The sequence below is a fragment of the Rhizobium sp. 05N49 genome, assembly GCF_056396805.1.
Map to the genome: position 1 here is coordinate 465,915 of NZ_JBFTME010000002.1, position 25,338 is coordinate 491,252.

Annotated in this window: 24 protein-coding genes, 2 tRNA genes and 1 riboswitch; of the genes, 17 read left to right on the forward strand and 9 right to left on the reverse strand. The window is 59.0% G+C overall.

Features of this window, described 5'->3' with window-relative positions; translation table 11 throughout:
* Window positions 1–10: 10 nt before the first annotated feature.
* On the forward strand, window positions 11–481 hold the full coding sequence (locus AC1DF8_RS06510; protein WP_477995360.1) for a hypothetical protein: 471 nt from the start codon (window positions 11–13) through the stop codon (window positions 479–481).
* Between the two features lie 87 nt (window positions 482–568).
* On the opposite strand, the gene AC1DF8_RS06515 is transcribed toward AC1DF8_RS06510, so the two are convergent.
* Window positions 569–1,069 (reverse strand): hypothetical protein, encoded by a 501-nt coding sequence (locus AC1DF8_RS06515; protein ID WP_477995362.1) that lies wholly within the window; start codon window positions 1,067–1,069, stop codon window positions 569–571.
* 12 nt (window positions 1,070–1,081) lie between these two features.
* Complete coding sequence (locus AC1DF8_RS06520; protein ID WP_477995363.1) at window positions 1,082–1,585, reverse strand: hypothetical protein; 504 nt, start codon at window positions 1,583–1,585, stop codon at window positions 1,082–1,084.
* A 247-nt stretch (window positions 1,586–1,832) separates the two neighbouring features.
* On the opposite strand from AC1DF8_RS06520, the gene AC1DF8_RS06525 reads away from it, so the two are divergent.
* Window positions 1,833–2,597, forward strand: a complete 765-nt coding sequence (locus AC1DF8_RS06525) for a hypothetical protein (protein WP_477995365.1) — start codon at window positions 1,833–1,835, stop codon at window positions 2,595–2,597.
* Entirely contained in the window at window positions 2,587–3,699 is a 1,113-nt protein-coding gene (locus AC1DF8_RS06530) for a hypothetical protein (RefSeq protein ID WP_477995367.1), read from the forward strand. The genes AC1DF8_RS06525 and AC1DF8_RS06530 overlap by 11 nt, the downstream gene beginning before the upstream one ends.
* Before the next feature lie 377 nt (window positions 3,700–4,076).
* Here AC1DF8_RS06530 and AC1DF8_RS06535 read toward each other — a convergent pair.
* Window positions 4,077–4,152, reverse strand: a tRNA-Thr gene (locus AC1DF8_RS06535).
* A 125-nt stretch (window positions 4,153–4,277) separates the two neighbouring features.
* Window positions 4,278–5,237 (reverse strand): NAD(P)H-dependent flavin oxidoreductase, encoded by a 960-nt coding sequence (locus AC1DF8_RS06540; protein ID WP_477995369.1) that lies wholly within the window; start codon window positions 5,235–5,237, stop codon window positions 4,278–4,280.
* 279 nt (window positions 5,238–5,516) lie between these two features.
* Between AC1DF8_RS06540 and AC1DF8_RS06545 the strand changes: the two genes are divergently transcribed.
* A complete protein-coding gene (locus AC1DF8_RS06545; RefSeq protein ID WP_477995371.1) occupies window positions 5,517–6,725 on the forward strand; it encodes a regulator in 1,209 nt (402 codons plus the stop codon).
* 46 nt (window positions 6,726–6,771) lie between these two features.
* Here the strand turns inward: AC1DF8_RS06545 and ppk2 are convergent, their stop codons facing one another.
* Window positions 6,772–7,653 carry a polyphosphate kinase 2 gene (gene ppk2 / locus AC1DF8_RS06550; RefSeq protein WP_113211348.1) on the reverse strand — a complete coding sequence of 294 codons (882 nt, stop codon included), beginning with the start codon at window positions 7,651–7,653 and terminating at the stop codon, window positions 6,772–6,774.
* Window positions 7,654–7,898: 245 nt separating this feature from the next.
* Here ppk2 and phoR point away from each other — a divergent pair, with 245 nt between their 5' ends.
* The 7 genes from phoR (at window position 7,899) to phoB (ending at window position 15,726) form a co-directional block, all read left to right on the forward strand.
* A complete protein-coding gene (gene phoR / locus AC1DF8_RS06555) occupies window positions 7,899–9,122 on the forward strand; it encodes a phosphate regulon sensor histidine kinase PhoR (RefSeq protein ID WP_112541988.1) in 1,224 nt (407 codons plus the stop codon).
* A 198-nt stretch (window positions 9,123–9,320) separates the two neighbouring features.
* Window positions 9,321–10,355 (forward strand): substrate-binding domain-containing protein, encoded by a 1,035-nt coding sequence (locus AC1DF8_RS06560; protein WP_112541682.1) that lies wholly within the window; start codon window positions 9,321–9,323, stop codon window positions 10,353–10,355.
* Window positions 10,356–10,525: 170 nt separating this feature from the next.
* On the forward strand, window positions 10,526–12,007 hold the full coding sequence (gene pstC / locus AC1DF8_RS06565) for a phosphate ABC transporter permease subunit PstC (RefSeq protein WP_112541681.1): 1,482 nt from the start codon (window positions 10,526–10,528) through the stop codon (window positions 12,005–12,007).
* Complete coding sequence (pstA, locus tag AC1DF8_RS06570; protein WP_112541680.1) at window positions 12,004–13,326, forward strand: phosphate ABC transporter permease PstA; 1,323 nt, start codon at window positions 12,004–12,006, stop codon at window positions 13,324–13,326. The genes pstC and pstA overlap by 4 nt, the downstream gene beginning before the upstream one ends.
* Window positions 13,327–13,340: 14 nt before the next feature.
* A complete protein-coding gene (gene pstB / locus AC1DF8_RS06575; RefSeq protein WP_003588779.1) occupies window positions 13,341–14,156 on the forward strand; it encodes a phosphate ABC transporter ATP-binding protein PstB in 816 nt (271 codons plus the stop codon).
* A gap of 44 nt (window positions 14,157–14,200) precedes the next feature.
* On the forward strand, window positions 14,201–14,914 hold the full coding sequence (phoU, locus tag AC1DF8_RS06580) for a phosphate signaling complex protein PhoU (protein ID WP_477995373.1): 714 nt from the start codon (window positions 14,201–14,203) through the stop codon (window positions 14,912–14,914).
* Between the two features lie 128 nt (window positions 14,915–15,042).
* Window positions 15,043–15,726 carry a phosphate regulon transcriptional regulator PhoB gene (phoB, locus tag AC1DF8_RS06585; RefSeq protein WP_003570612.1) on the forward strand — a complete coding sequence of 228 codons (684 nt, stop codon included), beginning with the start codon at window positions 15,043–15,045 and terminating at the stop codon, window positions 15,724–15,726.
* A 133-nt stretch (window positions 15,727–15,859) separates the two neighbouring features.
* Here phoB and AC1DF8_RS06590 read toward each other — a convergent pair whose 3' ends face one another.
* Both AC1DF8_RS06590 and AC1DF8_RS06595 read right to left on the reverse strand, forming a co-directional pair.
* Window positions 15,860–16,648: a pyrroline-5-carboxylate reductase gene (locus AC1DF8_RS06590; protein ID WP_477995375.1), complete on the reverse strand. Its 789-nt coding sequence runs from the start codon at window positions 16,646–16,648 to the stop codon at window positions 15,860–15,862.
* Window positions 16,649–16,947: 299 nt separating this feature from the next.
* Window positions 16,948–17,478, reverse strand: a complete 531-nt coding sequence (locus AC1DF8_RS06595) for a GcrA family cell cycle regulator (protein WP_112969922.1) — start codon at window positions 17,476–17,478, stop codon at window positions 16,948–16,950.
* A 425-nt stretch (window positions 17,479–17,903) separates the two neighbouring features.
* Between AC1DF8_RS06595 and AC1DF8_RS06600 the strand changes: the two genes are divergently transcribed.
* The 4 genes from AC1DF8_RS06600 to AC1DF8_RS06615 all read left to right on the forward strand — a co-directional run bounded on the left by AC1DF8_RS06600 (window position 17,904) and on the right by AC1DF8_RS06615 (window position 21,870).
* Window positions 17,904–19,103, forward strand: a complete 1,200-nt coding sequence (locus tag AC1DF8_RS06600) for an acetylornithine transaminase (RefSeq protein WP_477995377.1) — start codon at window positions 17,904–17,906, stop codon at window positions 19,101–19,103.
* Window positions 19,104–19,148: 45 nt separating this feature from the next.
* The gene (gene argF, locus AC1DF8_RS06605; RefSeq protein WP_112541676.1) at window positions 19,149–20,066 is read left to right on the forward strand and encodes an ornithine carbamoyltransferase; all 918 of its coding nucleotides are present in this window, start codon (window positions 19,149–19,151) and stop codon (window positions 20,064–20,066) included.
* 91 nt (window positions 20,067–20,157) lie between these two features.
* Window positions 20,158–21,153, forward strand: a complete 996-nt coding sequence (locus tag AC1DF8_RS06610) for an Hsp33 family molecular chaperone (RefSeq protein WP_113013014.1) — start codon at window positions 20,158–20,160, stop codon at window positions 21,151–21,153.
* Window positions 21,154–21,279: 126 nt separating this feature from the next.
* Window positions 21,280–21,870 carry a hypothetical protein gene (locus AC1DF8_RS06615; RefSeq protein ID WP_113146934.1) on the forward strand — a complete coding sequence of 197 codons (591 nt, stop codon included), beginning with the start codon at window positions 21,280–21,282 and terminating at the stop codon, window positions 21,868–21,870.
* A gap of 60 nt (window positions 21,871–21,930) precedes the next feature.
* Here the strand turns inward: AC1DF8_RS06615 and apaG are convergent, their stop codons facing one another.
* Both apaG and AC1DF8_RS06625 read right to left on the reverse strand, forming a co-directional pair.
* Window positions 21,931–22,323 (reverse strand): Co2+/Mg2+ efflux protein ApaG, encoded by a 393-nt coding sequence (apaG, locus tag AC1DF8_RS06620; RefSeq protein ID WP_112541673.1) that lies wholly within the window; start codon window positions 22,321–22,323, stop codon window positions 21,931–21,933.
* A gap of 188 nt (window positions 22,324–22,511) precedes the next feature.
* A complete protein-coding gene (locus tag AC1DF8_RS06625) occupies window positions 22,512–23,696 on the reverse strand; it encodes an O-succinylhomoserine sulfhydrylase (RefSeq protein WP_477995380.1) in 1,185 nt (394 codons plus the stop codon).
* Window positions 23,697–23,742: 46 nt separating this feature from the next.
* A riboswitch (SAM riboswitch) is annotated at window positions 23,743–23,821 on the reverse strand.
* A 73-nt stretch (window positions 23,822–23,894) separates the two neighbouring features.
* Here AC1DF8_RS06625 and AC1DF8_RS06630 point away from each other — a divergent pair.
* Together AC1DF8_RS06630 and AC1DF8_RS06635 are read left to right on the forward strand one after the other, a co-directional pair.
* A complete protein-coding gene (locus AC1DF8_RS06630; RefSeq protein ID WP_162732819.1) occupies window positions 23,895–24,989 on the forward strand; it encodes a 2'-deoxycytidine 5'-triphosphate deaminase in 1,095 nt (364 codons plus the stop codon).
* Window positions 24,990–25,049: 60 nt separating this feature from the next.
* Window positions 25,050–25,123: transfer RNA gene (locus AC1DF8_RS06635), tRNA-Gly, on the forward strand.
* The last annotated feature ends 215 nt before the right edge of the window (window positions 25,124–25,338 follow it).

The following is a 25,338-nucleotide window of genomic DNA, read 5'->3' on the forward strand; positions in this document are numbered from 1 at the left end:
GCCCGGAACAATGTGGGCGACGGTGCAAAGATATCTCAAGGAAATCGTTTTTGGCTTGATCGTCGCAGCGATAACCGGTGCTCTGGCATGGGGCTTTTGGGAGCTGTATGACCGGTTCAGAGACCGTCCCCTGACAGCCAGTATCAGCGACGAGACATCAACAGCGCCTTTTTATGAAATACAGATAAAGCCCGCGCTCCAGAGTATCTGCGCGCGACCGAGCTGGGAGGCGTGGATCGGAAAGACTATCTTCGACCAGCATTGTGTCCGGCTGGTCTTTGAGCCGCCCGCGCTTGAAGACATGATTACCCGCCGCGTCCCCTTCCAGGAAACGGCCGAACCGGACCAGCTTCTAGAATTGTTCGTACGACACCACCGGGGATGCCTTTCATTGCGGCGCGAGGCCGACACGATCTTTGTGGAAGAGCCCGCCGACGCGCAGATCATCCGCGAGGGCGACCGCCTGATATGCCCCAAATAACTATCAGAATAGAATTCCGTCGTCTGCTTCGTCATCCACGCGGCGGTGTCCCTCGTCTTCCTCGCCGCAAAATCACTGAGCGCGCAGCTAAATCTCCTTGGCGTCTTTCAATTTGTCTGGCACTCTTTTCTTGATGTGCGCGAGATATGGTCTTCGTCTGTTTGTCGTGTAGATCGCCGCCCACATGACGCCGGTCTGGATGTCACCTGTCACATCGCCGCGATCATGGGCAATACCGGTCCATTGCTCTCCGACTTTCAGGACATGCAGAATTGTCGGCGGATAACCTTCAGGCTGCGGATGCGGAACGATGAAGGACTTGCTCGCTCTGTCACGCCAACGTCGCCAGAAATTGGGATACTCCAGCAGGCAGAAGTGGGTGATTGTGGTCGGCGCATCACCGTTATTGAGCACGTTGACAAGAAGAAGCCCCTCCTTCTCGATGCCCCCAAGGCCGACCATCGTCATATTGGCGTTCGCTCGCACGTGGATTTTAGGTCCGCTTTCAAACCAGCGGCGCACTTCGAGCGAGAGCGCACCAGTGGCGACGATTGCAGCATATATGGCAATCCAGTCGGCAGCGTTCATGGCGGTGTGCTCTTACCAAAGGCCACTTTGATCACGTCTCGGCTGCCGGACGGGCGTGCTACCGAATTGGTAAAGGTGATCGCGATTGACCTGACAGGTTTTATAGTCTCCGCTACCCTGAATGAATACAATCAGACGATCTTTTGCAAGGCACGCGGGGCAAATGTAGTGCTCCGGTTGTCCATCGGCTGCGACGGCTCGCAGCTTGTAGACCAGATTGCCGTGAGAAGTGGTAAAAAGCTCGTACCGCCCCTTTTCTTTCTCGAACTGATCTTCTTTGCGCAGCTCGTTGCTGAGCTGCTTCAACGCCTCGCTGAGCTGGACGTTCATGACATTTGCTGTCGTCAACTCACTAGCGAGCGCGTTAACCAGCTTCATGGCCTCGCCGTTGTCCGGCGCTGCCTTCTCTAAAGAAAACAAGTTCTTGATCGCGTCCGCCGTGGATGCGGCCTTGCTCGTCACACCTACCGCGGTAGACGCCAAGCCGAGCACTGTCTCAACGATCGTCAGGTCCATGCGATAGAATCCTTCAATGGTGACAACCTCGACTTGAAATTACCGCTCGACCACCGGTATCAACAAGCATACGCCGAGGGGTATCCCAAGACTTTCGTAAGGGCAAGCTAAGTCCTTCTGTTTATGTTATGCCCTTACAAGAGTGTAATCATGCGGTTCTTTGCGAACGAACTTCGTATCGGCGACGCGTCTGTACTTGCCGGGGTTGGTGGTTCATTCTTGGCCATAAACGACTCTGGGGATAGCCGTGCCGTATCACAGCCTAAACGCCAATCCTGTCTCGCAACTCGCCGAGCTTTATGCAGAGGTTGTAGAGGACCCAGGTGGCTTGCGTGCCGAGGTGAAAGTTACACTTTCGCTACAACCTGACGAGATTGACATCGATGACTTCAGTGTGGGCGTTTCCATACGTGAAGCATATCTAGTCGTTACAGCTGATGGACAGCAAACGGAACATTCTACCAAACACGGCATGAGGAATGCGGGTGAGCGCATTTCTTCGAAGCGTACGCTCGAAAAGATGGTGAGCGCTGTCGTGTCCAATGAAGCGGCGATCGAAGGTGTAGCAGAAGCCAATTTCGCGGCTGTAGATGCCAGCCTTAAAGCATCGGCTAAGGTATCCAAGAGCCATGACGAGACCCGTCCCACTTCGCTTACAGAGCGGCGCGAACTAGACTTCGAACATATTCCCGTGGAAGCGATAGGAAGCGATCGCTGGAAGATTTCTAACGAGGGTGGGGCTCCGCTGCGTGGATATTATCTGACGGATGAGAGGCTTTGTGTCCTAGTACGAAACACCGTTCGGCCAAATCTCAAGGCAGTGCAAATTTCGCTCAAAGCTAAACCTAAGGATGTCGATGTCGAGGTTATGAAAGATCGCCGCCTATTGAAGCTCTCCATCAACAAGACAAAGCTACTTGGAATACTGGCGGCAAAGCATCTGGGGACGCTCTCAGAATCCTCGGAGGAAGCACTGACGCTGGCGAGCTATGAAGGACGGTATGAGGACTAACGTATTTCTTGACGGAGAGTTTGCGAACAAACGTGGTGCAATCCTTGCAGTTTTGACGGAGGATACTGACAATTTCGGGGCACTGGTAGCCTCAGCGGGCCTAGATCCTCGGCAGGACTTCCGGTTCAAAAACCTCGATGGAGTGGATTTTAGCCACACTGATCTGCGCAGCTTTGACTTTACAGGATCAAGCTTGAAGGGCGCGACGGGCGTTAATGCGATTTGGGATGAGACTACAGTCCTTGTCGATGCGGAATATGAGGGATCCATCTTTGATAAAAAAGCCGGGACAGGTGTTTTTGTTGAAGAGTCGCCGCTAAATGAGAGATTTCGTGCAATATATCGAAAGACATGGCAGGAGCAGATAATATGGCTTGATAGCATTAATGGTGATGGAAACTTTAATGCCGATTTTGAAACCGCATTTGATATTTATTTAAATAGTGAAGATACGTTTGTAAAACGACACGCTTTGGCTACTATTGTAAAATTCCTACACAAATCCGTGGTTCTCGGTTTTTTATGTCAGCCCGCCCGCCTAACGCCGCATAATTCGAGGGCCAGAGCGGCGGTGTTTCATGTTCTGGGTATCTTCGTAGAGCGCGATCGAAGAGAGGCACTCCGGATAGCACTTGCCTTGTTAAGTACAGCTTGGAGAGACGAAGCGGTCGCGTTCCTCGCGCGGCATCTGCTGGAAGATGGTGCTATTCGCCACCTCACTGACTTAGTAAGGCGCGCCGACTCGCAAGTTCTTAGAAAGCGATATGTCGGAGCATTGGCTTCACGATACGGGCAGCCGGTCTCGTTGATGGTCCGCGATCCGCTAACCGAAGATAGCGCGGATTTCGGCGAACTGATCGATGCCGACCGAATAGCGCGTGTCGCCAATGTTATGTCTCGACGCATAAATGATGAGGCGAGAAATGGACGCATAGGATCTTACCTTGATGAGTTCGAGACCCACCAAGGAGAAACTGCGGTTCGCCTCAGGATATTGGCGCGCTTGGAAATGCTCAATAATTTTGGTCTTGGCTTTCGGCTACCAAGTCGCAGGGAAGTATCGGCTTATAAAGCGCAGCGACACCGAAATAATGGACCGTAGACCCCACACCTAGCATTATGCGGTGGCCAGTTGCGGAAGAGGTTCACTGGTTACGACTCACTCGGATGTGCCCCTCTAACGCCTCCTTCCAAGATTTCGTCTATAACTTTCGCCTTACAAACCCTGCCCAATTGAACTCCGAAAGGATCATCGCCTAGGCGCCCCGAATAAATCCCAAGCAAGCTTTCTACGGTTCCGAAAACGCTATCGTCATCTGGGATACCGTTCGGAAGATGTACACCAGTGTAGCGCAAAACGACTAGTGACCCTGACATTCCCTCTCGGGTATGCCATGCTGTGGCCCGCCTGTGTACCGGTGCGCAGCCTATAACCTTGTGATTCCTTGAAAGAATAGTCATTTCAATGAGGAAGAGAAATGGTGCCGCTTACGTGACTCGAACACGTGACCCCATCATTACGAATGATGTGCTCTACCGACTGAGCTAAAGCGGCAATCCGGCGGGAGAAGCTTGTCGCCCGCGATTTGCATGGGGCTGATACAGGCATTATCGCGAGATTTCAAGCACCCTCTTATGCCGCCGGGCAAAAAAGCTGAAGCCTGTGGAAAGGCCCGCCCTTCACAGCGCCAGCCGGGTGCGGGCGGCCTGATATTCCGCTTCCAGCCGGTCGACCAGCTTTGCGACCGGCTCTACGGCCTTGATCGCGCCGATGCCCTGGCCGCTGCCCCAGATGTCCTTCCAGGCCTTTGCGCCGCCCGTTGCCTGTTCGAAATCCATCTTCGAGGGATCGGCATCAGGCAGGTTGTCGGGGTCGAGGCCGGCGGCGCGGATGGAGGGTTTCAGGTAGTTGCCGTGTACGCCGGTGAAATAGTTCGAGTAGACGATATCGGCGGCGGCGCCCTCGACGATAGCCTGTTTATAGCCATCGGAGGCGCGCGCCTCCTCGGTGGCGATGAAGGGAGTGCCGATATAGGCCATGTCGGCACCCATGGCCTCTGCGGCCAGAATGGCGCCGCCGGTTGCAATCGAGCCGGCAAGCAGAAGTGGGCCGTCGAACCATGCGCGGATTTCCTGCACCAGCGCGAAGGGCGAAAGCGTGCCCGCATGTCCGCCGGCACCTGCCGCAACGGCGATCAGCCCGTCCGCGCCCTTGCGGATCGCCGAATTGGCATGGCGGTTGTTGATGATGTCGTGCAGCACGATGCCGCCATAGGAATGCACCGCCGCATTCACTTCCGGCACGGCGCCCAGCGAGGAAATGACGATTGGCACCTTGTATTTCACGCAGAGCATCAGATCGTGCTCCAGCCGCTTGTTCGACATATGGACGATCTGGTTGACCGCGAAGGGGGCTGCTGGCCRCTCCGGATACCTGGCATTATAATCGGCAAGATCTTCGGTGATCATGGCCAGCCACTCGTCGAGCTGGCTTTCCGGCCGCGCGTTCAAGGCCGGGAAGGCGCCGATCACGCCTGCCTTGCATTGCGCCAGCGTCAGCGCCGGATGGGAAATGATGAAAAGCGGAGAGCCGATGACCGGCAGTCGCAGATTATCTCTGAGTATCGCGGGCAGAGCCATGCTTTCACCGATTTTGACGTTTACGAAAACGTCAATTGATTATCAGAGCCGGTGCCTGAGGAAAAGAGCGAGAGAGGGAACGCGTGCTCTTTTCCGTAATCCCGTCTAGTTTCAGAATATCTAGTGGAGATTTGGAGCACAGCGCGGCGTCGCTTATCCCCCGCCGATGCGCTCCGGCAAGGTTGCAAGGCTTGCGGTTTGCCGCACTTGCCGCTACCGAATTTTGACAGGCATGTGATCTTTGAGCTCGATGCCGGCAGGAAACGTGAAGGGCCTGATGTGAGCGGACTAGAAACGGCTATCAGAACTGCGTTGGATAATTCAGACCGCGACAGTGCGGAAGTTCGTGCACGCATCTATCAGTCCGCGCGTCAGGCGCTGGAAGCCGGCCTGCGCAAGCAGGATATCACCGATGCCGATGTGGTTGCCCATCATCGCCACCGTCTCGAAACGACGATCCACACCATCGAGAGCGAAGAGCGCGCCCGCCTTCACCCGCGGCAGGGGCCTCCGGAGGTTCCGGTTCCCCCTGTCGTAGAAATGCCCGAGCCCGTCCATCACGCGGCAGAGCCCGCTTATCCTGCGCAGGAAGATCACGATCCGGTCGTCGCCGGTGAAACGCGTGGCCACCATGCCGCCTCCCGGGCCTCGGATGATGCGAGCCTGGATGACGTTCACGCGAGCAGCGTTGATCAGCTGGGGGCGGCACCCCACGGAGAGATGCGCGGCGAAATGCGCGCAGCGCCGGAAAAGCGCGGCGGCATGGATTTTCGCCCCGAGCGGGCAGCTGTCCGCCGCAAGCCGCGCAAGTTCTTCTCGCGTCTGCTCGTCTGGTGCGTGCTGCTCGCTTTCATCGGCACCGGTGCCTGGTGGGCCTATAGTTCCGGCCTGCTGTTGACGGCGGCCGAGCGTGACACGAGCGTCGCCAATCCGCCCGCCAGCACCCAGCCGGAAGATTTCGATGGCGAGGATAGTGCCGCCAACAGCCCTCCCTCGCATGACGACCAGCCTGTGACGATCGACCCGCAAAACAGCTTCTCGGCAGACTGGATCGAGGTCTTCAAGCCCTCCGATGCTGACAAGATCGAGAGCGGTGCGCGTGCCCGCACGGAAAATGTCACCGAAACGGAAGGTCAGGCCGTTCGCCTGACGTCCCAGAGCGGCAATACGGATGGCAACGTCTCAATCACCATCCCGGCCAATGTCCTGCAGCAGCTCGCCGGCAAGTCCTCGACCATCGCGCTGACCTTGCAGTCCACCACGGACGACCCCACGCAGATCACCGTCGAATGCGATTTCCAGTCACTCGGCAATTGCGCCCGCCACCGCTTCAACGTCACGCGTGAAAAATCGGACGCGCTGCTTCAGGTGCGCTTCGACCGTTCACTGGCCCCGAATTCCGCGGGCCGGCTCATGATCAACAGTGATGTCGATGGCAAGGCTCGCGGCATCAATCTCTTCGCCGTACGGATCCTGCCTGGTCAATAAGCGGCAGGGTTTGCCGGACGCCGTGCGTCCGAGGCTGTAGCGACCTCTATTTCAGGAAGCCTCGGCCGGAGCCGATGATCTTGTCGTCGATCGCGCCGATCGCGTTCTTGTCCTTGCTGTCATAGTCGATGGTTTTCAGCATGTGGCGCAGGAGGTTGAGCCGTGCCCGGCGTTTGTCGTTGGCGTGGATCACGGTCCAGGGCGCAAATTCGGTGTGGGTTTCCTTCAACATGCGGTCGCGCTTCTCACTGTAGTCGTCCCATTTGGTCAGGGCGGCTATATCCATCGAGGAAAGCTTCCAGACCGCGAGCGGATCGTGGCGCCGGTCATGGAACCGTTTGATCTGCATTTCCCGGCCGATATCCAGATAGAACTTGAAGAAGAAGATGCCTTCATGGGCAATGACCTTCTCCACCTGTGGCGCCTGGTTGAGAAAGTCCTCGTATTGTTTCGGCGTGCAGAAGCCCATGACCGGCTCCACGCCGGCACGGTTGTACCAGGAGCGGTCGAAGAGCACGAATTCGCCCGAGGTCGGAAACTGCGCGATATAGCGCTGGAAGTACCACTGGCCCTGTTCCCGCTCCGTGGGCTTGGCGAGCGCCACAACGCGGGCAAGGCGCGGGTTCATGTGAGCCGAGGACGCCTGGATCGCGCCGCCCTTGCCGGCCGCATCACGCCCTTCGAAGAGCGCCATCACCCGTTTGCCGGTCGCCTGCAGCCAGAACTGCACTTTCACGAGCTCGACCTGCAGCTTCCTCAGCTCCTCGAAATATTCGTCTTCCTTGAGCTTCTTCTTGTAGGGATAGTCGCCGGATTCCAGCGCATGCTCGTCCACCCAGTCGGGCAGCACGGGATCATCGATATCGAAGACGCGTTTCTTGCCCCTGATCTCGAGCTCCACGGCTCTGCTTTCGACGTCCTCGGCCATCATCTCCTCCGGCGCTTGATGCTTTCGCCTTTCGGCAGGCGAACATATTTATCATTGAAAATCAAATCCGATGCGTGAGCAGAGCATAATCCCGTGCTGAGTGCTGCGGCTTTTCGTACAAGTTTCGGAAACGGAAAACTTCTGTCATGAAACGCGGCTATCAGGCAGAGTTTGAATGTGAAGAAAAACGAATCGATGCCGTGAGGGGCCGTTTGGAAGACCAAATGCCGTGGACAAAAAGCCTGTTGGCGCGCATCCGGCGCGAACGCCCGGTTTTGCTGGCGACGCTGCTGAGCGCGCTTGTCGCGCTTGCTGCGGGCATGAACAAATGGATCGTATTCGCCCTGCTGCTCGTCATGATCGTCACCTCGCTCTTCAACGAGGCCCCGGTCATCAGGCCCGATGTCGTCGAACCGGTCGAACCCGAGCCCGAAGTGCTTCCGAGCCGCCTGCCTGAAGTCTCCGCCACGCTGGCCGGCCTCGATATCCCGGTCATGGTGCTCTCGGAAGATGCCTCGGTGCTGTTTCAGAACCGGGCGGCCGAAAAAGCCTTCGGCGAGGCGACGCTCGGCTCCCATATATCGGCACGGTTGCGTTCGCCAGGCGTGTTGGACATGGTGCGCGAGACCATCGCCACCAACGCCCCGAACCAGATCGAGCATTCCGAGCGGCTGCCTTCGGAGCGCGTCTATATTGTTCGCAGCGCTCCTGTCGAATTCAAGGATGATGACGGCCGCAACGAGCGCTATTACATCCTTTCCTTCCGCGATATTTCCGAGGTTCGGCGCATCGATCGCATGCGCTCGGATTTCGTCGCCAATGCAAGCCACGAGCTGCGCACGCCGCTTGCCTCGCTGCGCGGCTTCATCGAAACCATCCAGGGCCCGGCAAAGAATGATCAGAAGGCGCAGGCGCGCTTCCTCGGCATCATGTTCGACCAGACGACACGCATGAGCAGGCTTGTCGACGATCTCCTGTCTCTCTCCAGGCTGGAACTCAAATCGCACATCGCTCCCGACGAGAAGGTGGATCTCGTGCCGCTTCTCGGCCACGTCAGGGACTCGCTTCTGCCGCTTGCAAGGGATGTCGGCGTCTCGATCAACCTGCATCTGCCCGAGGGCAAGGTCGAGGTGCTGGGCGATCGTGATGAGCTCGTTCAGGTCTTTGAAAACCTGATGGAAAACGCCTGTAAATACGGCCAGGAGGGCGAGATCGTCGATGTCTGGTTGAAGAACGGGTCGGGCCAGCCCGTCGAGGTCAGCGTTGTCGACAAGGGGCCCGGCATTCCCGCCGAACACGTGCCGCGCCTGACGGAGCGCTTCTATCGCGTCAGCATTGAAGACAGCCGTTCGAAGAAGGGCACCGGCCTCGGGCTTGCCATCGTCAAGCATATTCTGACGCGCCATCGTGCACGGCTGATCGTTAAATCCGAGGTGGGCAAGGGAACCGAGTTCACGGTGCGCTTCTGACGCAATATGTCGCACACTATTTTGAAGCGTCGCATTTTTACTTTAATAATCAATAGCTTAATCTGTCATAAATGTTTCACCGATTTGACATAAAAGGACGGTGCTTAAGGCGCTAAGAGAGTCCTGCCGATGAAAAAAGGCAATGCGAGGGCCTCTTTGAGGCCGCACTCACACAAGCCCAAATGCCGGGAGATTCAAATGAACACCTTTAAACTTACTGTTGCCGCGCTCGCTGCAACCGCCGCTTTCGCTGGCGTTGCTGTCGCCCGCGACCAGATCCAGGTTGCTGGTTCGTCCACCGTCCTGCCGTACGCAAAGATCGTTGCCGAATCCTTCGGCGAAACCTTCACCAACTTCAAGACGCCGGTCGTCGAATCCGGCGGCACGGGCGCTGGTCTGAAGGAATTCTGCAAGGGCGTCGGTGAAGACACGATCGACGTTGCCAACGCTTCGCGGCCGATCAACAAGAGCGAAGCCGAAGCCTGCAAGGCTGCAGGCGTAACCGACATCCAGGAAGTCAAGATCGGCTACGACGGCATCGTCTTCGCAACCGACTCTTCCAACCCGGATGTTGCCTACGTTCCGGCCGACATCTACAAGGCCCTCGCAGCCCAGGTCGTTGTTGACGGCAAGCTCGTCGCCAACCCGTACAAGAAGTGGTCCGAAGTCAACCCGAAGCTTCCGGCTGTTGATATCGCTGCCTACATCCCGGGCGAAAAGCACGGCACCCGCGAAGTCTTCGAACAGAACGTTCTCGCTGCTGGCTGCAAGGCTTCCGGCGCAACCGACGTTATCGCCAAGGAAATCGCCGACAAGGCTGCCCAGGGCAAGGCTTGCGTCGCAGTTCGTAAGGACGGCGCTGCCGTTGACATCGACGGCGACTATCCGGAAACGCTGGCACGCATCGCTGCCAACAAGACCGGYGTTGGCGTATTCGGTCTCTCCTTCTATGAAAACAATGCCGACAAGCTCAAGGTTGCGACCATGAGCGGCATCGTTCCGTCGACGGAAACCATCGCTAACGGCACCTACCCGGTTTCCCGCCCGCTGTTCTTCTACGTCAAGAAGGCACATCTCGGCGCCGTTCCGGGCCTGAAGGAATATGTCAACTTCTTCGTATCCGACCAGATGATCGGCCCTGACGGCCCGCTCGCCGAATACGGTCTCGTTGCTGCTCCGGATGCAGAGCGCGACGCGATCCGCAAGGACGTAGAGGCTGGCAAGACCATGTAATGAACTTTGCCGGCGCGACGCTCGGGGGGCGTCGCGCCGGCATCGCCTTATCCATCCGGCTCCATTCGGGGCGCCGGACGGGTGAACTTCTTCTCCATGATAATGAAGCCGATGGCACGCTCCTGGAGCTGCCGGGTTCTTTGGGGGCTGTGGGCCTGGGGACGTAACGAATGAGCACATCCATCATACTCTTGTGCCTGGTGGTGATCGGCGCCGTTGCCTATGTGGCTGCGCGCAGCCGCGCTAGCGCACTTTCCGGAGGCAGATCTGCTGCCCTGCATTCGCGGCCGGCCTATTATGGCTCCTATGCCGCGATCTGGGCTGCTCTGCCGTCCCTGATCGTTCTGTGTGTCTGGCTGGCTGTCAGCCCGGGCATCATCTCTTCTTCCGTTCGCGGCGCCTTTCCTGACGACGTGAAGGCGCAGCCGGCCGTCCAGCAGGATCTCGCCTACAGCATGGTCGCCACCATTGCCCGCGGCATGAACCTGCTGACCTCGGATGAGGTTTCCTCCCTCTCGGGCAATCCCGCGGGCTTGCAGGCAAAGCTCAGTGAAAAGGGTGTGCCGCTCGCCGGCGAGCCGCAGCCTTACATGATCGATGCCGCAAAGACCCTGAACTCTGAGAGCATGACGAGCCGCACCATCATGACGGCGATCGTTCTGCTCATTTCCGTCGCAGGCGCCTTCTATGCGTTGCGCTCGGTTGCTCCGCGCTTCCGCGCCCGCAATCGTGTCGAGCGTGTCATGCTCTGGGCGCTGCTCGTTGCATCCTCTATCGCCATTCTGACGACGATCGGCATCGTTCTCTCGATGCTGTCAGAAGCGGCCCGTTTCTTCTCCGTCGTTCCCTTCGTCGACTTCTTCTTCGGAACGGTCTGGGATCCGCGCTTTGCCGGTGCGGGCAGCTCCTCCTTCGGCCAGTTCGGGCTTATCCCGCTCCTGCTCGGCACGCTCTATATCGGCCTGGTCGCCATGCTGGTCGCCGTGCCGGTTGGCCTCTTTGCCGCCATCTATATGGCCGAATACGCCTCTCCGAAGATCCGCTCGATCGCCAAGCCACTTCTCGAAGTGCTCGCCGGCATTCCGACGATCGTCTACGGCTTCTTCGCGCTCGTCACCGTCGGGCCGTTCCTGCGTGATTTCTCGTCGCAGATCAGCGGTCTCCTGACCGGTAACTATACGAACTTCATCCAGGCGCAGAGCGTCATCACCGCCGGCATCGTCATGGGCATCATGCTGATCCCTTACGTTTCCTCGCTGTCGGATGACATTATCACCGCCGTTCCGCGTGCCCTGCGCGACGGTTCGCTCGGCCTCGGCGCCACGCGCTCCGAAACCATCAAGAAGGTTGTCCTGCCCGCAGCCCTTCCCGGTATCGTCGGCGCGCTGCTGATGACGGCTTCCCGCGCTATCGGCGAAACCATGATCGTGGTTCTGGCCGCCGGCGTCGCCGCCCGTATCCAGATCAATCCCTTCGAGCCGATGACGACCGTGACCGTCAAGATCGTCAACCAGTTGACCGGCGACCTTGAGTTCACCTCGCCGCAGACGCTGGTCGCCTTCGCACTTGGCATCACGCTGTTCTGCATCACGCTTTGCCTCAACATTTACGCGCTCTACATCGTGCGCAAATATCGGGAGCAGTACGAATGACGAATATTGTTTCCCCCGTCGCCGGCGTCACCGTTTCCAAGGCGCCCGCGCGTCGCGATATCGGCATCAAGCGCCGCTATGCCGCCGAGCGCCGGTTCCAGGCCTATGGCATAGCAGCCATAGCGTTCGGCCTCATCTTCCTCTTCATCCTGCTCTGGACGGTCATCAGCAACGGCTATACGGCCTTCCAGCAGACGTCGATCACGCTGCCGATCGAGTTCGCCGAGAAGACGCTCGACCCGGACAACAAGCGTGCAACCGACCCCTCGGTGCTGGTCGCTGCCAACTATCCGGTTCTGCTGCGCGACGCGATCGTCAAGCAGCTCGGCATCAATGCATCGAGCCGTCCTGACGTGCGCGACGCATCCGCCATGCTGTCCAAGGGTGCGCCGATCCAGTTGCGCGACATGGTCGTTGCCGACCCGTCGATCATCGGCAAGACCGTCAATGTCACGGTGCTTGCAGATGCCAATATCGACAGTGCCAACAAAGGCCAGATCAACCTTTCGGTCGATGAGAAGAACCGCAAGGTCAACGACAAGCAGGTTGCCTGGATGAACGAGCTGAAGGCGAGCGGTGCTCTCCACAAGACGTTCAACACCGGCCTCTTCGTCAACGGCAATTCCAGCCGTCCGGAAGCAGCAGGTCTCGGCGTCGCCCTCATCGGCTCGCTCTACCTGATGCTCATCGTGCTTGCCCTTTCGTTGCCGATCGGCGTCGCTGCCTCGATCTACCTCGAGGAATTCGCGCCGAAGAACAAGCTGACGGATCTGATCGAGGTCAACATCAACAACCTCGCCGCCGTTCCGTCGATCGTCTACGGTCTGCTCGGATTGTCGGTCTTCATCAACTTCGCCGGCCTGCCGCGTTCGGCGTCGCTCGTCGGGGGCCTGGTGCTGACCCTGATGACGCTTCCGACGATCATCATCGCGACGCGTGCGGCGCTGCGCGCCGTACCGCCGTCGATCCGCTCGGCAGCCCTCGGCCTTGGCGCCTCGAAGATGCAGATGGTGTTCCACCATGTGCTGCCGCTTGCAATGCCCGGCATCCTGACCGGCACGATCATCGGCCTTGCCCACGCACTCGGCGAAACTGCGCCGCTGCTCCTGATCGGCATGGTCGCCTTCGTCGCCCAGGCGCCGGCCACTCCGCTCGATCCCTCCACGGCACTTCCGGTTCAGGTCTACATGTGGGCCAACGAAGCCGAGCGCGCATTCGTGGAAAGAACCTCGGGTGCCATCATCGTCCTGCTCCTGTTCCTGATCGTCATGAACATCGGAGCTATCCTCTTGCGTCGTCGCTTTGAGCGCCGCTGGTAAACGGAGTAAAGATCATGAACATGTTGACGGAAGCCGCAGTCGAGAAGGCGCTGGACCAGAAAATGAGCAACGTTCCGTATAAGATGATCGGTCAGGATGTCTCCGTTTATTACGGCGAGAAGCGTGCGCTTTTCGATGTCAATCTGAACATCCGCGAAAACACCGTGACCGCGCTGATCGGCCCCTCGGGCTGCGGCAAGTCCACCTTCCTGCGTTCGCTGAACCGCATGAACGACACGATCGACGGCTGCCGCGTGACCGGCAAGATCACGCTCGACACGGATGATATCTACGATCCCGATATCGACGTCGTCGAACTCCGCGCCCGCGTCGGCATGGTGTTCCAGAAGCCGAACCCGTTCCCGAAGACGATCTATGAAAACGTCTCCTACGGCCCGCGCATTCACGGTCTGGCAAAGTCCAAGGCCGACCTCGACCAGATCGTCGAGACCAGCCTGCAGCGCGCCGGCCTCTGGAACGAGGTCAAGGACCGCGTGCATGAATCCGGTACCGGCCTTTCCGGTGGTCAGCAGCAGCGTCTGTGCATCGCACGCGCTGTCGCCGTCAGCCCGGAAGTCATCCTGATGGACGAGCCCTGCTCGGCGCTCGACCCGATCGCGACTGCAAAGGTCGAAGAGCTGATCCACGAGCTGCGTGAAAACTACACGATCGTCATTGTGACGCATTCCATGCAGCAGGCCGCGCGCGTATCACAGCGTACGGCCATGTTCCACCTCGGCAACCTGGTCGAGGAAAACGATACTGACAAGATGTTCACCAATCCGGACGATCCGCGCACCCAGGACTATATCATGGGCCGGTTCGGCTGATTTTGGCAATGTGAAGCCTTCCCGATTTTCGAGGACAAAGCCCCATGGCATCGACACATATTTTTTCCGCCTATGACGACGATCTGAAGTTCCTGTCCCGGCGCATTTCCGAGATGGGTGGTCTTGCCGAACAGATGGGCGCCGACGCAATTCGCGCGCTGGTCAACGGTGACACCGCACTCGCTCAGAAGGTCATTTCCGACGACGTGATCCTCGATCACGCTGAACGCGAGATCAACGACAAGGCGATCGTCACGATCGCCCGCCGCCAGCCGATGGCCTCCGACCTTCGCGAGATCATGGGTTCGATCCGCATCGCCGCCGACCTCGAGCGCGTCGGCGATCTCGGCAAGAACACGGCAAAGCGCGTCATCGCGGTGCAGAGCACCGGCGTTCCGCGCAAGCTCGCCCGCGGTCTCGAGCATCTCTCCGAACTGGCGCTGGTCCAGCTTAAGGAAGTGCTCGACGTCTACACCAATCGCTCGGCCGACAAGGCCAAGTCCATCCGCGAGCGCGACGACGAGATCGACGCGATGTACACCTCGCTGTTCCGCGAACTCCTCACCTACATGATGGAAGATCCGCGCAACATCACGAGCTGCACGCATCTTCTCTTCTGCGCCAAGAACATCGAGCGCATCGGCGACCACGCGACCAACATCGCCGAGACGATCTACTACATGGCAACCGGCGCCCAGCCGGAGGGCGAGCGTCCGAAGGACGACAGCTCCAATACCGTTGGTGCGGTCACGGAGTAATCCGGACCTGCCGATTGCGTGCGCGCCCCGTCGGGGCGCGCAAGGGTCGCAGCCAATTCCGAGTCTTGCATGGTCCCTTGCTTAAATCACCCCCGGTTTAAGGATCATGCATTAGGAGACTGACACGCATGATCCCAAGAGTTGCAGTTGTTGAAGATGAAGAGGCGCTGAGCGTGCTTCTCCGCTACAACCTCGAAGCCGAAGGTTTCGAGGTGGATACGATCCTTCGTGGCGACGAAGCCGAAATCCGGCTTCAGGAGCGCACGCCGGACCTGCTCATCCTTGACTGGATGCTGCCGGGCGTTTCCGGCATCGAGCTCTGCCGCCGGCTGCGCATGCGGCCGGAAACCGAGCGCCTGCCGATCATCATGCTGACGGCGCGCGGTGAAGAGAGCGAGCGCGTTCGCGGTCTTTCGACCGGCGCGGACGACTATGTCGTCAAGCCCTTCTCCACGCCGGAACTCGTCGCCCGCGTCAAGGCGATGCTCCGACGCGCCCGTCCCGAGGTGCTCTCCACCGTTCTGAAATGTGGTGATATCGAGCTCGATCGCGAAACGCACCGCGTCCATCGCAAGAGCCGCGAAGTCCGCCTCGGCCCGACCGAATTCCGCCTGCTGGAATTCCTGATGTCCTCGCCGGGCCGCGTCTTCTCCCGCTCGCAGCTTCTCGACGGCGTCTGGGGCCATGATATTTACGTGGACGAGCGCACCGTCGACGTCCATGTCGGCCGCCTGCGCAAGGCGCTGAATTTCTCCAACATGCAGGATGTCATCCGCACCGTGCGCGGCGCGGGATATTCCATGGAAGCTTAAGCTTAATCCGAGTGATCGGAGGTCCAGACGGGTCGCTCGCTTGCCGGGCGGCCCGTTTGTCTATCTGGCACCCCTAGCTCCTTACGAAAGCCGACACCAGGCGCCGAAAGCGAACCTCGAAAGGATCTGCTTTTTACAGACGGATGCGCACAAGAATTCGATCAAGAGCCTTTTGCAGAGCCGCAGTGCCGCCAAACGCACGAAAGTCTTCGAGCACCTGTTCGTTCAATCCGCCCTTGGTCGAATGCTCGCCGATGAGTTCATCGAAACTCGCGACAGGTTTTGAACGGGCAGCATGGGCGAGGCCGGAAAACAATTGACGGAGGTAGGCGTCGCCAGCCGTTCCCGAGAGCCCCTTGCTCTGCAGCCAGGTCGACGTCGCGTCCAGGATGCCGAAATAGCTGGCCATCAGGCAGCTCGCCACCGCGAGAAGTTCGAACTCCTGCTTGTCTTCAACCTGGATCGCCGTTCCGAGCGCCGAAAAGAGGGTGTGGGAGACCTCGTCGGGCGGGTAGATCGCAGTCGCCCCCTGGAGATCGGCGACGAACGGAAGTGGAATTGCCAGGCTCAGGCGAACCGGCCGATCGATCCACGCCAGCAGTTGATCCATTGGCGTAGCCGCGACAAAGCTGATGACATGGTGGCCCGGCCGAAATCGAAGCGAGCGGATGACCTCCTCGGCAATTTGCGGCCTCACTGCCAAAAATACGAGATCGGAGCGGTCGAGAACATCCTGGTTGCCCACAGCGATAGACACATTCCCGTTTGCCGCCGCGAGCCGGGAGGCGACGCCTGCGTTACGAGGTGACAGCGCGATGGGTGCGTCGCGAAACGCTGTCTTGCCCAATCCGGTGACGACAGCCTCGGTAATCGTGCCCGCCCCGACGAACCCCATTGTCATCCGCTTTGGATCGATCTCCATTGGCACCCCCAAGCGACTATGTGCGCCGTGCTACTCGACCAGAATACCGCATCTGTATCAGAATATCGCGCTACAGCGCTATGACCCACCGGTCCATGCCAGCCCTGGGGCTGAAACGCATCGATGGTCTTGGCCACATAAGTTCGTATTGTCAGGCAGGTGGATGCAGGCAGAGATCGGCCTTCCGCAGATCGTGGTCAGGAACCGTTTTCCGCCGTTCCTGTGCCGGCTAAAAAATCACCCCTCCGCGCAAGGCGAGGAGGGGTGATGATACATCGCGTCTGTTGGAAGATCGCGGATTAGGCGACCCGGACAGCCTTGCGGCGTTCGCTCACCGGCTGATAGGCGAGACGCTGGTGGTAGTTGCAATAGGGCGATGAATCCGGGGAGTCGCAGCCGCAGAAGTAGAAATCGTCCTTCAGCGGATCGCCGACCGGCCACTTGCAGGTGCGCTCCGTCAGTTCCGTCAGGCCGAGGCGGCGCGAAATAGGCACGACCACGTTTTTGGCCGGCACGTATTCCATTTCCTCGACCGTTTCGATCTCGATCTCTTCCTTCAGCATCGTTGCGCCCTGCTGGCGCGTCACGGTGCGGGTGGCGATGCGAGATGCATAGTTCGGGGCGCGGGGCGCAGAGGTGTTGCGCTTGGGCGCACGCGCCGTGGTTGCGGTTCCGCCGGCCTTGGCGCGGCCGGGAAGACTGAGCCGGTGAACCTTGCCGATAACAGCGTTTCTACTTACTCCGCCAAGTTGCGCAGCGATCTGGCTGGCACTCAGTCCCTCCGACCAAAGCTTCTTGAGCTTTTCGACACGCTCGTCTGTCCAGTTCATGCCCTGTCTCCACCTTTCGCGTTGGTGATGGCAGAATCCCTCACCGTTGCCTCGGAAGCCTCCGAAGCAAGAAACGCCTGATCAATTTTGGTGACTAGTTCCGCCGCATGCAGTCTAGTAATTGAACTTTAACCTAGTGTGAGCCTGACTCTGTGACAAGAGTCGCAGGAATCCGATGAATCCGAATTCGTAGTTTTCCCCAACTTGCTTCCCGGGAGAGTCATTTCTGCAACATTAGCTGTTGATAGACCTGTAATGCGGATTGCAGGCTTGACGCATGCGCTAAATCCTCAGTTTTGTTGACATTGCAGTGCGAAAAGTAAATAGTGCTTCAGGCCGCCGAAAGGCGGCATTTTTAATTTTTCGGACCTGGTTTTCTTAGCCGGAGTCCGTTGCCTCAGAGCCTGATTGAAGGAGATCGCGCCATGGCTGAAGCCTCGCCGCTTTATGATACCTATTCTCGTGCCCCGCTGCGGTTCGAGCGAGGTGAAGGCGTCTGGCTGATCACCGAAACCGGCGAGCGATATCTGGATTTTGGCGCGGGCGTTGCCGTCACCTCTGTCGGACACGGCAATCCGCATGTCGTGGCTGCTCTCAGGGATCAGGCTGACAAGGTCTGGCACCTCTCCAACGTCTATGAGATCCCCGGCCAGGAGAAGCTTGCCAACCGCCTGACCGGGGCCACCTTCGCCGACAAGGTGTTCTTCACCAATTCCGGCGCCGAGGCGCTCGAATGCGCCATCAAGACGGCGCGCCGCTACCAGTTCTCCAAGGGTCATCCGGAACGTTTCCATATCATCACCTTCGAAGGCGCCTTCCACGGCCGCACGCTGGCGACGATCGCAGCCGGCGGCCAGGAAAAATATCTCGAAGGTTTCGGCCCCAAGACCCCCGGTTTCGACCAGGTTCCTTTCGGCGATGTCGAGGCGGTACGTGCCGCGATTACCGACAAGACGGCCGGCATCCTCATCGAACCCGTGCAGGGTGAAGGTGGCGTGCGCCCGGTGACGCCTGAATTCATGAAGGCGCTCCGCCAGCTCTGCGATGAGCATGGTCTGCTCCTCATTCTCGATGAAGTTCAGACCGGCGTCGGCCGCACCGGCAAGCTCTTCGCCCATGAATGGTCGGGTGTCACGCCCGATATCATGGCTGTTGCGAAGGGCATCGGCGGCGGCTTCCCGCTCGGCGCCTGCCTCGCGACCGCAGAAGCAGCCTCCGGCATGAAGGCCGGCACGCATGGTTCCACCTATGGCGGCAATCCGCTGGCCATGGCCGTCGGCAACGCGGTTCTCGATGTCATCCTTGCCGAGGGCTTCCTGCAGCACGTGCGCGATGTCACCCTGGTCTTCCGTCAGGGCCTTGCCTCGCTCAAGGATCGTTATCCTGATGTGATCGAAGATATCAGGGGCGAAGGTCTGCTGCTCGGCGTCAAGGCTGCCATCCCCTCGGCGGAACTGCTGAAGGAAATTCGCGCAGCACACCTTCTGGCGATCCCGGCGGGCGACAATGTCATCCGCCTGCTGCCGCCGCTGGTCGTAACCGCCGAGGAGGCGCGCGAGGGGCTTTCCCGTCTCGAACGCGCTGCCGAAAGCATCCGTGCCGCCAAGGTCAAGAAGACCGCTTGATAGGACATTGCCCCGCCCGCTGGCGGGCGTAGCAGGTAACGAACAATGGCTTCCCCCAAACACTTTCTCGATCTCTCCGCAGTCACCGCTTCCGACCTCAGAACCATCATGGACGATGCCAAGGTGCGAAAGCAGGCATTCAAGGCCGGTTCCGCCGACAAGCCGCTCGCCGGCAAGATGCTGGCCATGATCTTCGAGAAACCGTCGACCCGCACCCGCGTCTCCTTCGACGTCGGCATGCGCCAGCTCGGCGGCGAGACGCTGTTCCTGTCGGGTACTGAAATGCAGCTCGGCCGCGCCGAGACCATCGGCGACACGGCCAAGGTCCTGTCGCGCTATGTCGATGCCATCATGATCCGTACGACCGAGCACAGCCGGATGCTGGAGCTAGCCGAGCATGCCACGGTGCCCGTTATCAACGCCCTGACCGATGACACCCATCCCTGCCAGATCATGGCTGATATCATGACCTTCGAAGAGCATCGCGGCCCGATCAAGGGCAAGACGATCGCCTGGACCGGCGACGGCAACAACGTGCTGCATTCCCTCGTGGAAGGGGCTGCCCGTTTCGGCTACCGCATGAACATGGCGGTACCCCTTGGTTCCGAGCCGAAGGATCACTATCTGAACTGGGCCCGCAATGAGGGCGCCGAAATCATGCTTTACCATGATGCTGACCGTGCGGTCGCCGGCGTCGATTGTGTGGTGACCGATACCTGGGTCTCCATGAATCAGGAACATCGGGCCCGTGGTCACAATGTCTTCCAGCCTTATCAGGTCAATGCGCATTTGATGGCGCAGGCCGGCAAAGATGCATTGTTCATGCATTGCCTTCCCGCCCACCGCGGCGAGGAGGTGACGGATGAGGTGATCGATGGCCCGCAGTCCGTGGTCTTCGATGAGGCGGAAAACCGTCTTCATGCGCAGAAGTCGATTCTTGCTTGGTGCCTGGGCGCGATCTGAACCATAATCGGATGTCGCGAGTCCAAAACTCGCGGCTGCGCAAGCAGCCGGTGCGCTAGCCGGCTGCTCTGACAGAACAGGAGTGAAAGCCATGGCAGAAGCTGCCGCCGCCCTCGGCGAGTTCGATTTCGCCGGCGATGATCATGTCGTCCCCTTCCAGGTGGAAGGGCTGGATGTGCGCGGTCGCGCCGTCCAGCTCGGCCCGATGCTGGATTCGATCCTCGAGCGCCATCACTATCCCATGCCCGTCGCCCGCCTTCTGGCGGAAGTGGTGGTGCTCACCGTGCTGCTCGGCACCTCGCTGAAGTTCGAGGGCAAATTCACGGTCCAGACCAAAAGCGACGGTCCCGTCGATCTACTGGTCGCCGATTTCTCCACGCCGGAAAATGTCCGGGCCTACGCCCGCTTCGATCAGGCCTTGCTCGACAAGGCGATTGCAGCAGGCGAAACGGAGCCGGAACAGCTGCTCGGCAAGGGCGTGCTCGCCTTCACCATCGACCAGGGCAAGTTCAGCCAGCCCTATCAGGGCATCGTCGCGCTTGACGGTACCTCGCTGGAAGACATAGCCGGTGTCTATTTCCGCCAGTCGGAACAGATCCCGACACGTGTGCGCCTTGCCGCTGCCGAACTCTTCGACCGCGACGAGAACGGCAAGCCGCGTCACCGCTGGCGGGCAGGGGGCCTCGTCGCCCAGTTCCTGCCGGAAGCGCCGGAGCGTATGCGCCAGCCCGATCTTCATGGCGGCGATGGCGACACGGCTACGCGCGCCCATGTTGAGGATGATGCCTGGACGGAGGCCCGCTCGCTCGTTGAAACGGTCGATGCTGACGAACTGACCGATCCGCAGGTCGGCACGGAACGCCTGCTCTTCCGCCTCTTCCACGAACGCGGCGTGCGTGTCTACGATCCGCGGGCGGTCTTCGATCGTTGCAGCTGTTCGCGCGAAAAGATCGGCGGCGTGCTGAAGGGATTCAGCGCGGAGGAAATCGAGGCGAGCCAGGAAAACGGCGAGATCGCGGTGACCTGCGAATTCTGCTCCACGACCTATCGCTTCCCGGTGCAGGAACTGACGCCTCAGCTTATCTAGTCTTCCTGACTAGAAGAGACGAGAAGCAATAAACAGGCGAGGGTACAGCACAGTGACTCGACTTTCGGTAGTCACTGTGTGTCTATGCGTTTCATTGGTTGGGCTATGAAAACGGGATGGGTGCCAATGAAGCTGTTGTGTTTGCTTCTCGCGCTGATAGCTGCGGTGCCGCAAACGAGCTTCGCCAGTGACGAGACAATGCTATGGAAAGAAGTCGGCGGCTGGACGGTGGCTGCCGACCTGACTTTGGGCAGCGCCTGCTTTGTTGCGACGGCCTTTGAGGATCGTACACTTTTCCGTCTTGGCTTCAATTTCCTCGATAAGGACCATCCCTTTTATATTCTGATGGTCAATGACAATTGGAAATCGTTGGAGGAAGGCAAGCAATACCCGATCGAACTCTATCTGGACCGCTCCAAATGGACTGTCGATGCAAGCGCTGTGGTCTTTAACGGTGAAAAGGGACTACGCATTGATTTTAAAGATACTAACTTGGTCAGCGAGTTTGCCGTCAAGTTGGGTTTTCGCGCCGATTTTAACGGCAAGCGAATAGTCGCCCTTAGTCTGAAAAACTCCGTCAAGGCTATTGATGAGATGATCGCCTGTCAGAAGGCCGTTGACGCTGTCCTGGCCAAACAGTCGAAACCGCCACAATCAAAGGATCCATTCGATGCAAAACCGGATGCTCAGACCGCCTCGGATCCGTTTGAACTTTAACAGAGATTGACGACTGAAGGCTCAAGATTGACGCATCGTCACGAATAGCGAGGCTACGCTTTAGTTCAGCACCCTGAGCAGGCCGGGTGAATCGAGCGAGAAGGCGGGTATGTCGACATCGAACATCTCGCCTTCGTCCGTCTCCATCTGGTAGTGGCCAAACATCAGGCCGGATGGCGTATCCAGCGGGCAGCCGGAGGAATATTCATAGGTATCGCCCGGCTGCAACCGCGGCTGCTCGCCGACGACGCCGGGGCCGCTGACCTCGTCGATCTGCCCGTTCTGGTCGGTAATGTTCCAGTAGCGGTTGACGAGACGCACGGCGATATCGGAGTTGTTGCTGATCACCACGCGATAACCCCAGACATAGCGATCGTCTTCCGGATCGGATTGCTCCTCCAGATAAAACGGCTCGACAACGACTTCGATATCTCGTGTGAGGGCGCGATACATGCCTTACACCTTAGTCAGGATACGTTACCCGTATCTTATACGAGGCCTCTTCCGTCAAGAAACGGTACAGTGATCGCGGCCTCACTACCTTCAGTTGGGCCGCCTTTCGTTCATTAAGCCTAACTCTCAGTGTTAATTTCAAGGCAAATGCGACGGCCGCGGCGTTTGCCGGCGGCCGTGCCTTGATGTCAGGCCGAAACCTTGGCCAGAGCGCGAGCGAAATCCTCGATGAGATCGTCCGTATCTTCGATACCGGCCGACAGGCGTACCGTGCCCGGCGAGATGCCGAGTTCGGCGCGAGCCTCATCCGTCAGGTTCTTGTGCGTGGTCGTTGCCGGGTGGGTGATCAGGCTCTTGGAGTCGCCGAGATTGTTGGAGATTTTCACGATCTCAAGCGCATTCTGCAGCGCGAAGGCCGCCTCCTTGCCGTCCTTCAGTTCGAAGCAGACGAGTGTCGAGCCGCCCGACATCTGCTTGGCGATGATATCGGCCTGCGGATGGTCCTTGCGGCCGGGATAGATGACCTTGGCGACCTTGCCCTGATCGGCGAGGAAATCGGCGATATCAGCCGCATTCTGCGTCTGCTGCTTGACGCGGAGCGGCAGCGTCTCGATGCCCTTCAGGAGTGTCCACGCATTGAAGGGCGACATGGCCGGGCCGGTATGGCGGAAATAGTCGTGCAGGTTCTCGTCGATCCATTCCTTGTCGGAGAGAACGACGCCGCCGAGGCAGCGGCCCTGGCCGTCAATATGCTTGGTCGCCGAATAGACGACGATATGGGCACCGAGCTCCAGCGGCTTCTGGAAGAGCGGCGTTGCAAACACGTTGTCGACCACGACCTTTGCGCCGATCTGGTTGGCGAGCTTGGCGACACCTGCGATGTCGACAACCTCCAGCGTCGGATTGGTCGGGCTTTCCAGGAAGAAGACCTTGGTCTTTGGGGTAATAGCCTTTTCCCAGTTTTCGAGGTCGCGACCGTCGATCAGCGTGCAGTCGATCCCGTATTTCGGCGCAAGCGTCTCAACTACCCAGCGGCAGGAGCCGAAGAGGGCGCGCGCAGCAACGATATGATCGCCGGCCTTCAGCTGGCAGAGGATGGCAGCAGTAACAGCGGCCATGCCGGAAGCGGTGGCGCGGGCGTCTTCAGCGCCTTCCAGCATGCACATGCGCTTTTCGAACATGTCATTGGTGGGGCTGCCGTATCGCGCATAGATGAAACCGTCCGTCTCGCCCTTGAAGCGCGCTTCGGCTGCTTCGGACGTATCGTAGACGAAACCCTGCGTGAGATAGATTGCCTCTGAAGTCTCGCCATACTGCGAACGGAGCGTTCCGCCGTGGACGAGTTGGGTTGCTGGGCGCCAGGTCTTGCTCATGCCATCACCACTTTCAAACAACAAAAAAACCGGCCGCAAATGCAGACCGGTTTTCAACCCGGTCTTTTTAGCCACTTGTTTAACGTGGCTGCAAGCCGACCGGCCAAATCACCACGGGATAAATTTGCAATACTGCCGTTCTAAGCTTGCGTCAATTCCCCGACTTTGGTTTTGTCTCCGCGAGTATATGGATGGAGCATGATGGCTCGCGAAACTGGAATTTTGGCTGACCGCGCAATTGCCGCGCTGTTTGAAACCGGGCGCCTTCAAAGCGAACGCGAGCTGGATCGCGACCAGATCCAGCCGGCAAGCTTGGATCTGCGGCTGGGCGCCAAGGCTTTCCGGGTGCGCGCCAGCTTCATGCCTGGCCCGTCCCATCTCGTTTCCGACAAGCTCGATCGGCTGAGCCTGCACGTCATCGACCTCGGCGAGGGCGCGGTACTGGAAACCGGCTGCGTCTATATCGTGCCGCTGATGGAACATCTCGATCTGCCGGCCAATATGTCTGCCTCGGCCAATCCGAAAAGCTCGACCGGTCGCCTTGATATCTTCACGCGTGTCATCACCGATTACGCGCAGGAATTCGACAAGATCCCATCAGGCTATTCCGGGCCGCTCTATCTCGAAATCAGCCCGCGCACCTTCCCGATCGTCGTGCGCCGCGGCTCGCGTCTCTCGCAGATCCGCTTCCGCGTCGGCCAATCGGTACTCGGTGAGCCGGATCTTCTGAAACTGCACGAGACGGAAACGCTGGTCGCAGCCAAGCAGCCGAACATTTCCGGCGGCGGCATCGCGTTGTCGATCGACCTGACGGGCGACAAGGACGGCCTGATCGGCTACCGCGGCAAGCATCACACCGCCGTCGTCGATGTCGACAAGAAGGCCCAGCACGATATCTATGATTTCTGGGAACCGCTCTACAGCCGCGGCCGCAACGAACTGATCCTCGACCCTGACGAGTTCTATATCCTGGTCTCGCGCGAGGCCGTACACGTTCCCCCGCACTACGCGGCGGAAATGACGCCCTTCGACCCACTCGTCGGCGAATTCCGGGTCCACTATGCCGGCTTCTTCGACCCCGGTTTCGGCCATGCTCCGGCAGGCGGTCGCGGCAGCCGCGCGGTGCTCGAAGTGCGCAGCCACGAAGTTCCGTTCATCCTCGAAGACGGCCAGATCGTCGGCCGCCTGATCTACGAACACATGCAGGAACAGCCCTCGAGCCTCTATGGCTCAGGTCTTGGCTCCAACTATCAGGCCCAGGGCTTGAAGCTCTCGAAGCATTTCCGCATCTGATATGCGGTGACGCCGCGACTTGACAGCGACCGCCATCTGTTGGAAGTCTCAAGTCATCAGGCGGGTGTAGCTCAATGGCAGAGCAGCAGCTTCCCAAGCTGAATACGAGGGTTCGATTCCCTTCACCCGCTCCAGCGACCTTCACAGCGGAATTTTACAGAGTCTGCCAGCGCCCAATTCCTTGTCCGTGGCGCTAGACGACTATCAGGTAGCCTCCACTGTCATCCTGAGGGCAGGCAAATGGCGACTTATCGCGCCGGCAATCCCGCCAAGGTAAGTATCACACATGCTCCAATTTATATGGCCAGCTTGAGCATTTGACGGCTGATTGCCGGGATACGCTTTGAAG

Bases quoted from the DNA above. Each gene is read 5' to 3' on its own strand.
- AC1DF8_RS06510 (WP_477995360.1), top strand. From the start codon at position 11: ATGTGGGCGACGGTGCAAAGATATCTCAAGGAAATCGTTTTTGGCTTG.
- AC1DF8_RS06515 (WP_477995362.1), bottom strand. From the start codon at position 1,069: ATGAACGCTGCCGACTGGATTGCCATATATGCTGCAATCGTCGCCACT.
- AC1DF8_RS06520 (WP_477995363.1), bottom strand. From the start codon at position 1,585: ATGGACCTGACGATCGTTGAGACAGTGCTCGGCTTGGCGTCTACCGCG.
- AC1DF8_RS06530 (WP_477995367.1), top strand. From the start codon at position 2,587: ATGAGGACTAACGTATTTCTTGACGGAGAGTTTGCGAACAAACGTGGT.
- ppk2 (WP_113211348.1), bottom strand. From the start codon at position 7,653: ATGGCCGAGGACGTCGAAAGCAGAGCCGTGGAGCTCGAGATCAGGGGC.
- pstC (WP_112541681.1), top strand. From the start codon at position 10,526: ATGAGCACATCCATCATACTCTTGTGCCTGGTGGTGATCGGCGCCGTT.
- pstA (WP_112541680.1), top strand. From the start codon at position 12,004: ATGACGAATATTGTTTCCCCCGTCGCCGGCGTCACCGTTTCCAAGGCG.
- pstB (WP_003588779.1), top strand. From the start codon at position 13,341: ATGAACATGTTGACGGAAGCCGCAGTCGAGAAGGCGCTGGACCAGAAA.
- phoU (WP_477995373.1), top strand. From the start codon at position 14,201: ATGGCATCGACACATATTTTTTCCGCCTATGACGACGATCTGAAGTTC.
- phoB (WP_003570612.1), top strand. From the start codon at position 15,043: ATGATCCCAAGAGTTGCAGTTGTTGAAGATGAAGAGGCGCTGAGCGTG.
- AC1DF8_RS06590 (WP_477995375.1), bottom strand. From the start codon at position 16,648: ATGGAGATCGATCCAAAGCGGATGACAATGGGGTTCGTCGGGGCGGGC.
- AC1DF8_RS06595 (WP_112969922.1), bottom strand. From the start codon at position 17,478: ATGAACTGGACAGACGAGCGTGTCGAAAAGCTCAAGAAGCTTTGGTCG.
- AC1DF8_RS06600 (WP_477995377.1), top strand. From the start codon at position 17,904: ATGGCTGAAGCCTCGCCGCTTTATGATACCTATTCTCGTGCCCCGCTG.
- argF (WP_112541676.1), top strand. From the start codon at position 19,149: ATGGCTTCCCCCAAACACTTTCTCGATCTCTCCGCAGTCACCGCTTCC.
- AC1DF8_RS06610 (WP_113013014.1), top strand. From the start codon at position 20,158: ATGGCAGAAGCTGCCGCCGCCCTCGGCGAGTTCGATTTCGCCGGCGAT.
- AC1DF8_RS06615 (WP_113146934.1), top strand. From the start codon at position 21,280: ATGAAGCTGTTGTGTTTGCTTCTCGCGCTGATAGCTGCGGTGCCGCAA.
- apaG (WP_112541673.1), bottom strand. From the start codon at position 22,323: ATGTATCGCGCCCTCACACGAGATATCGAAGTCGTTGTCGAGCCGTTT.
- AC1DF8_RS06625 (WP_477995380.1), bottom strand. From the start codon at position 23,696: ATGAGCAAGACCTGGCGCCCAGCAACCCAACTCGTCCACGGCGGAACG.
- AC1DF8_RS06630 (WP_162732819.1), top strand. From the start codon at position 23,895: ATGATGGCTCGCGAAACTGGAATTTTGGCTGACCGCGCAATTGCCGCG.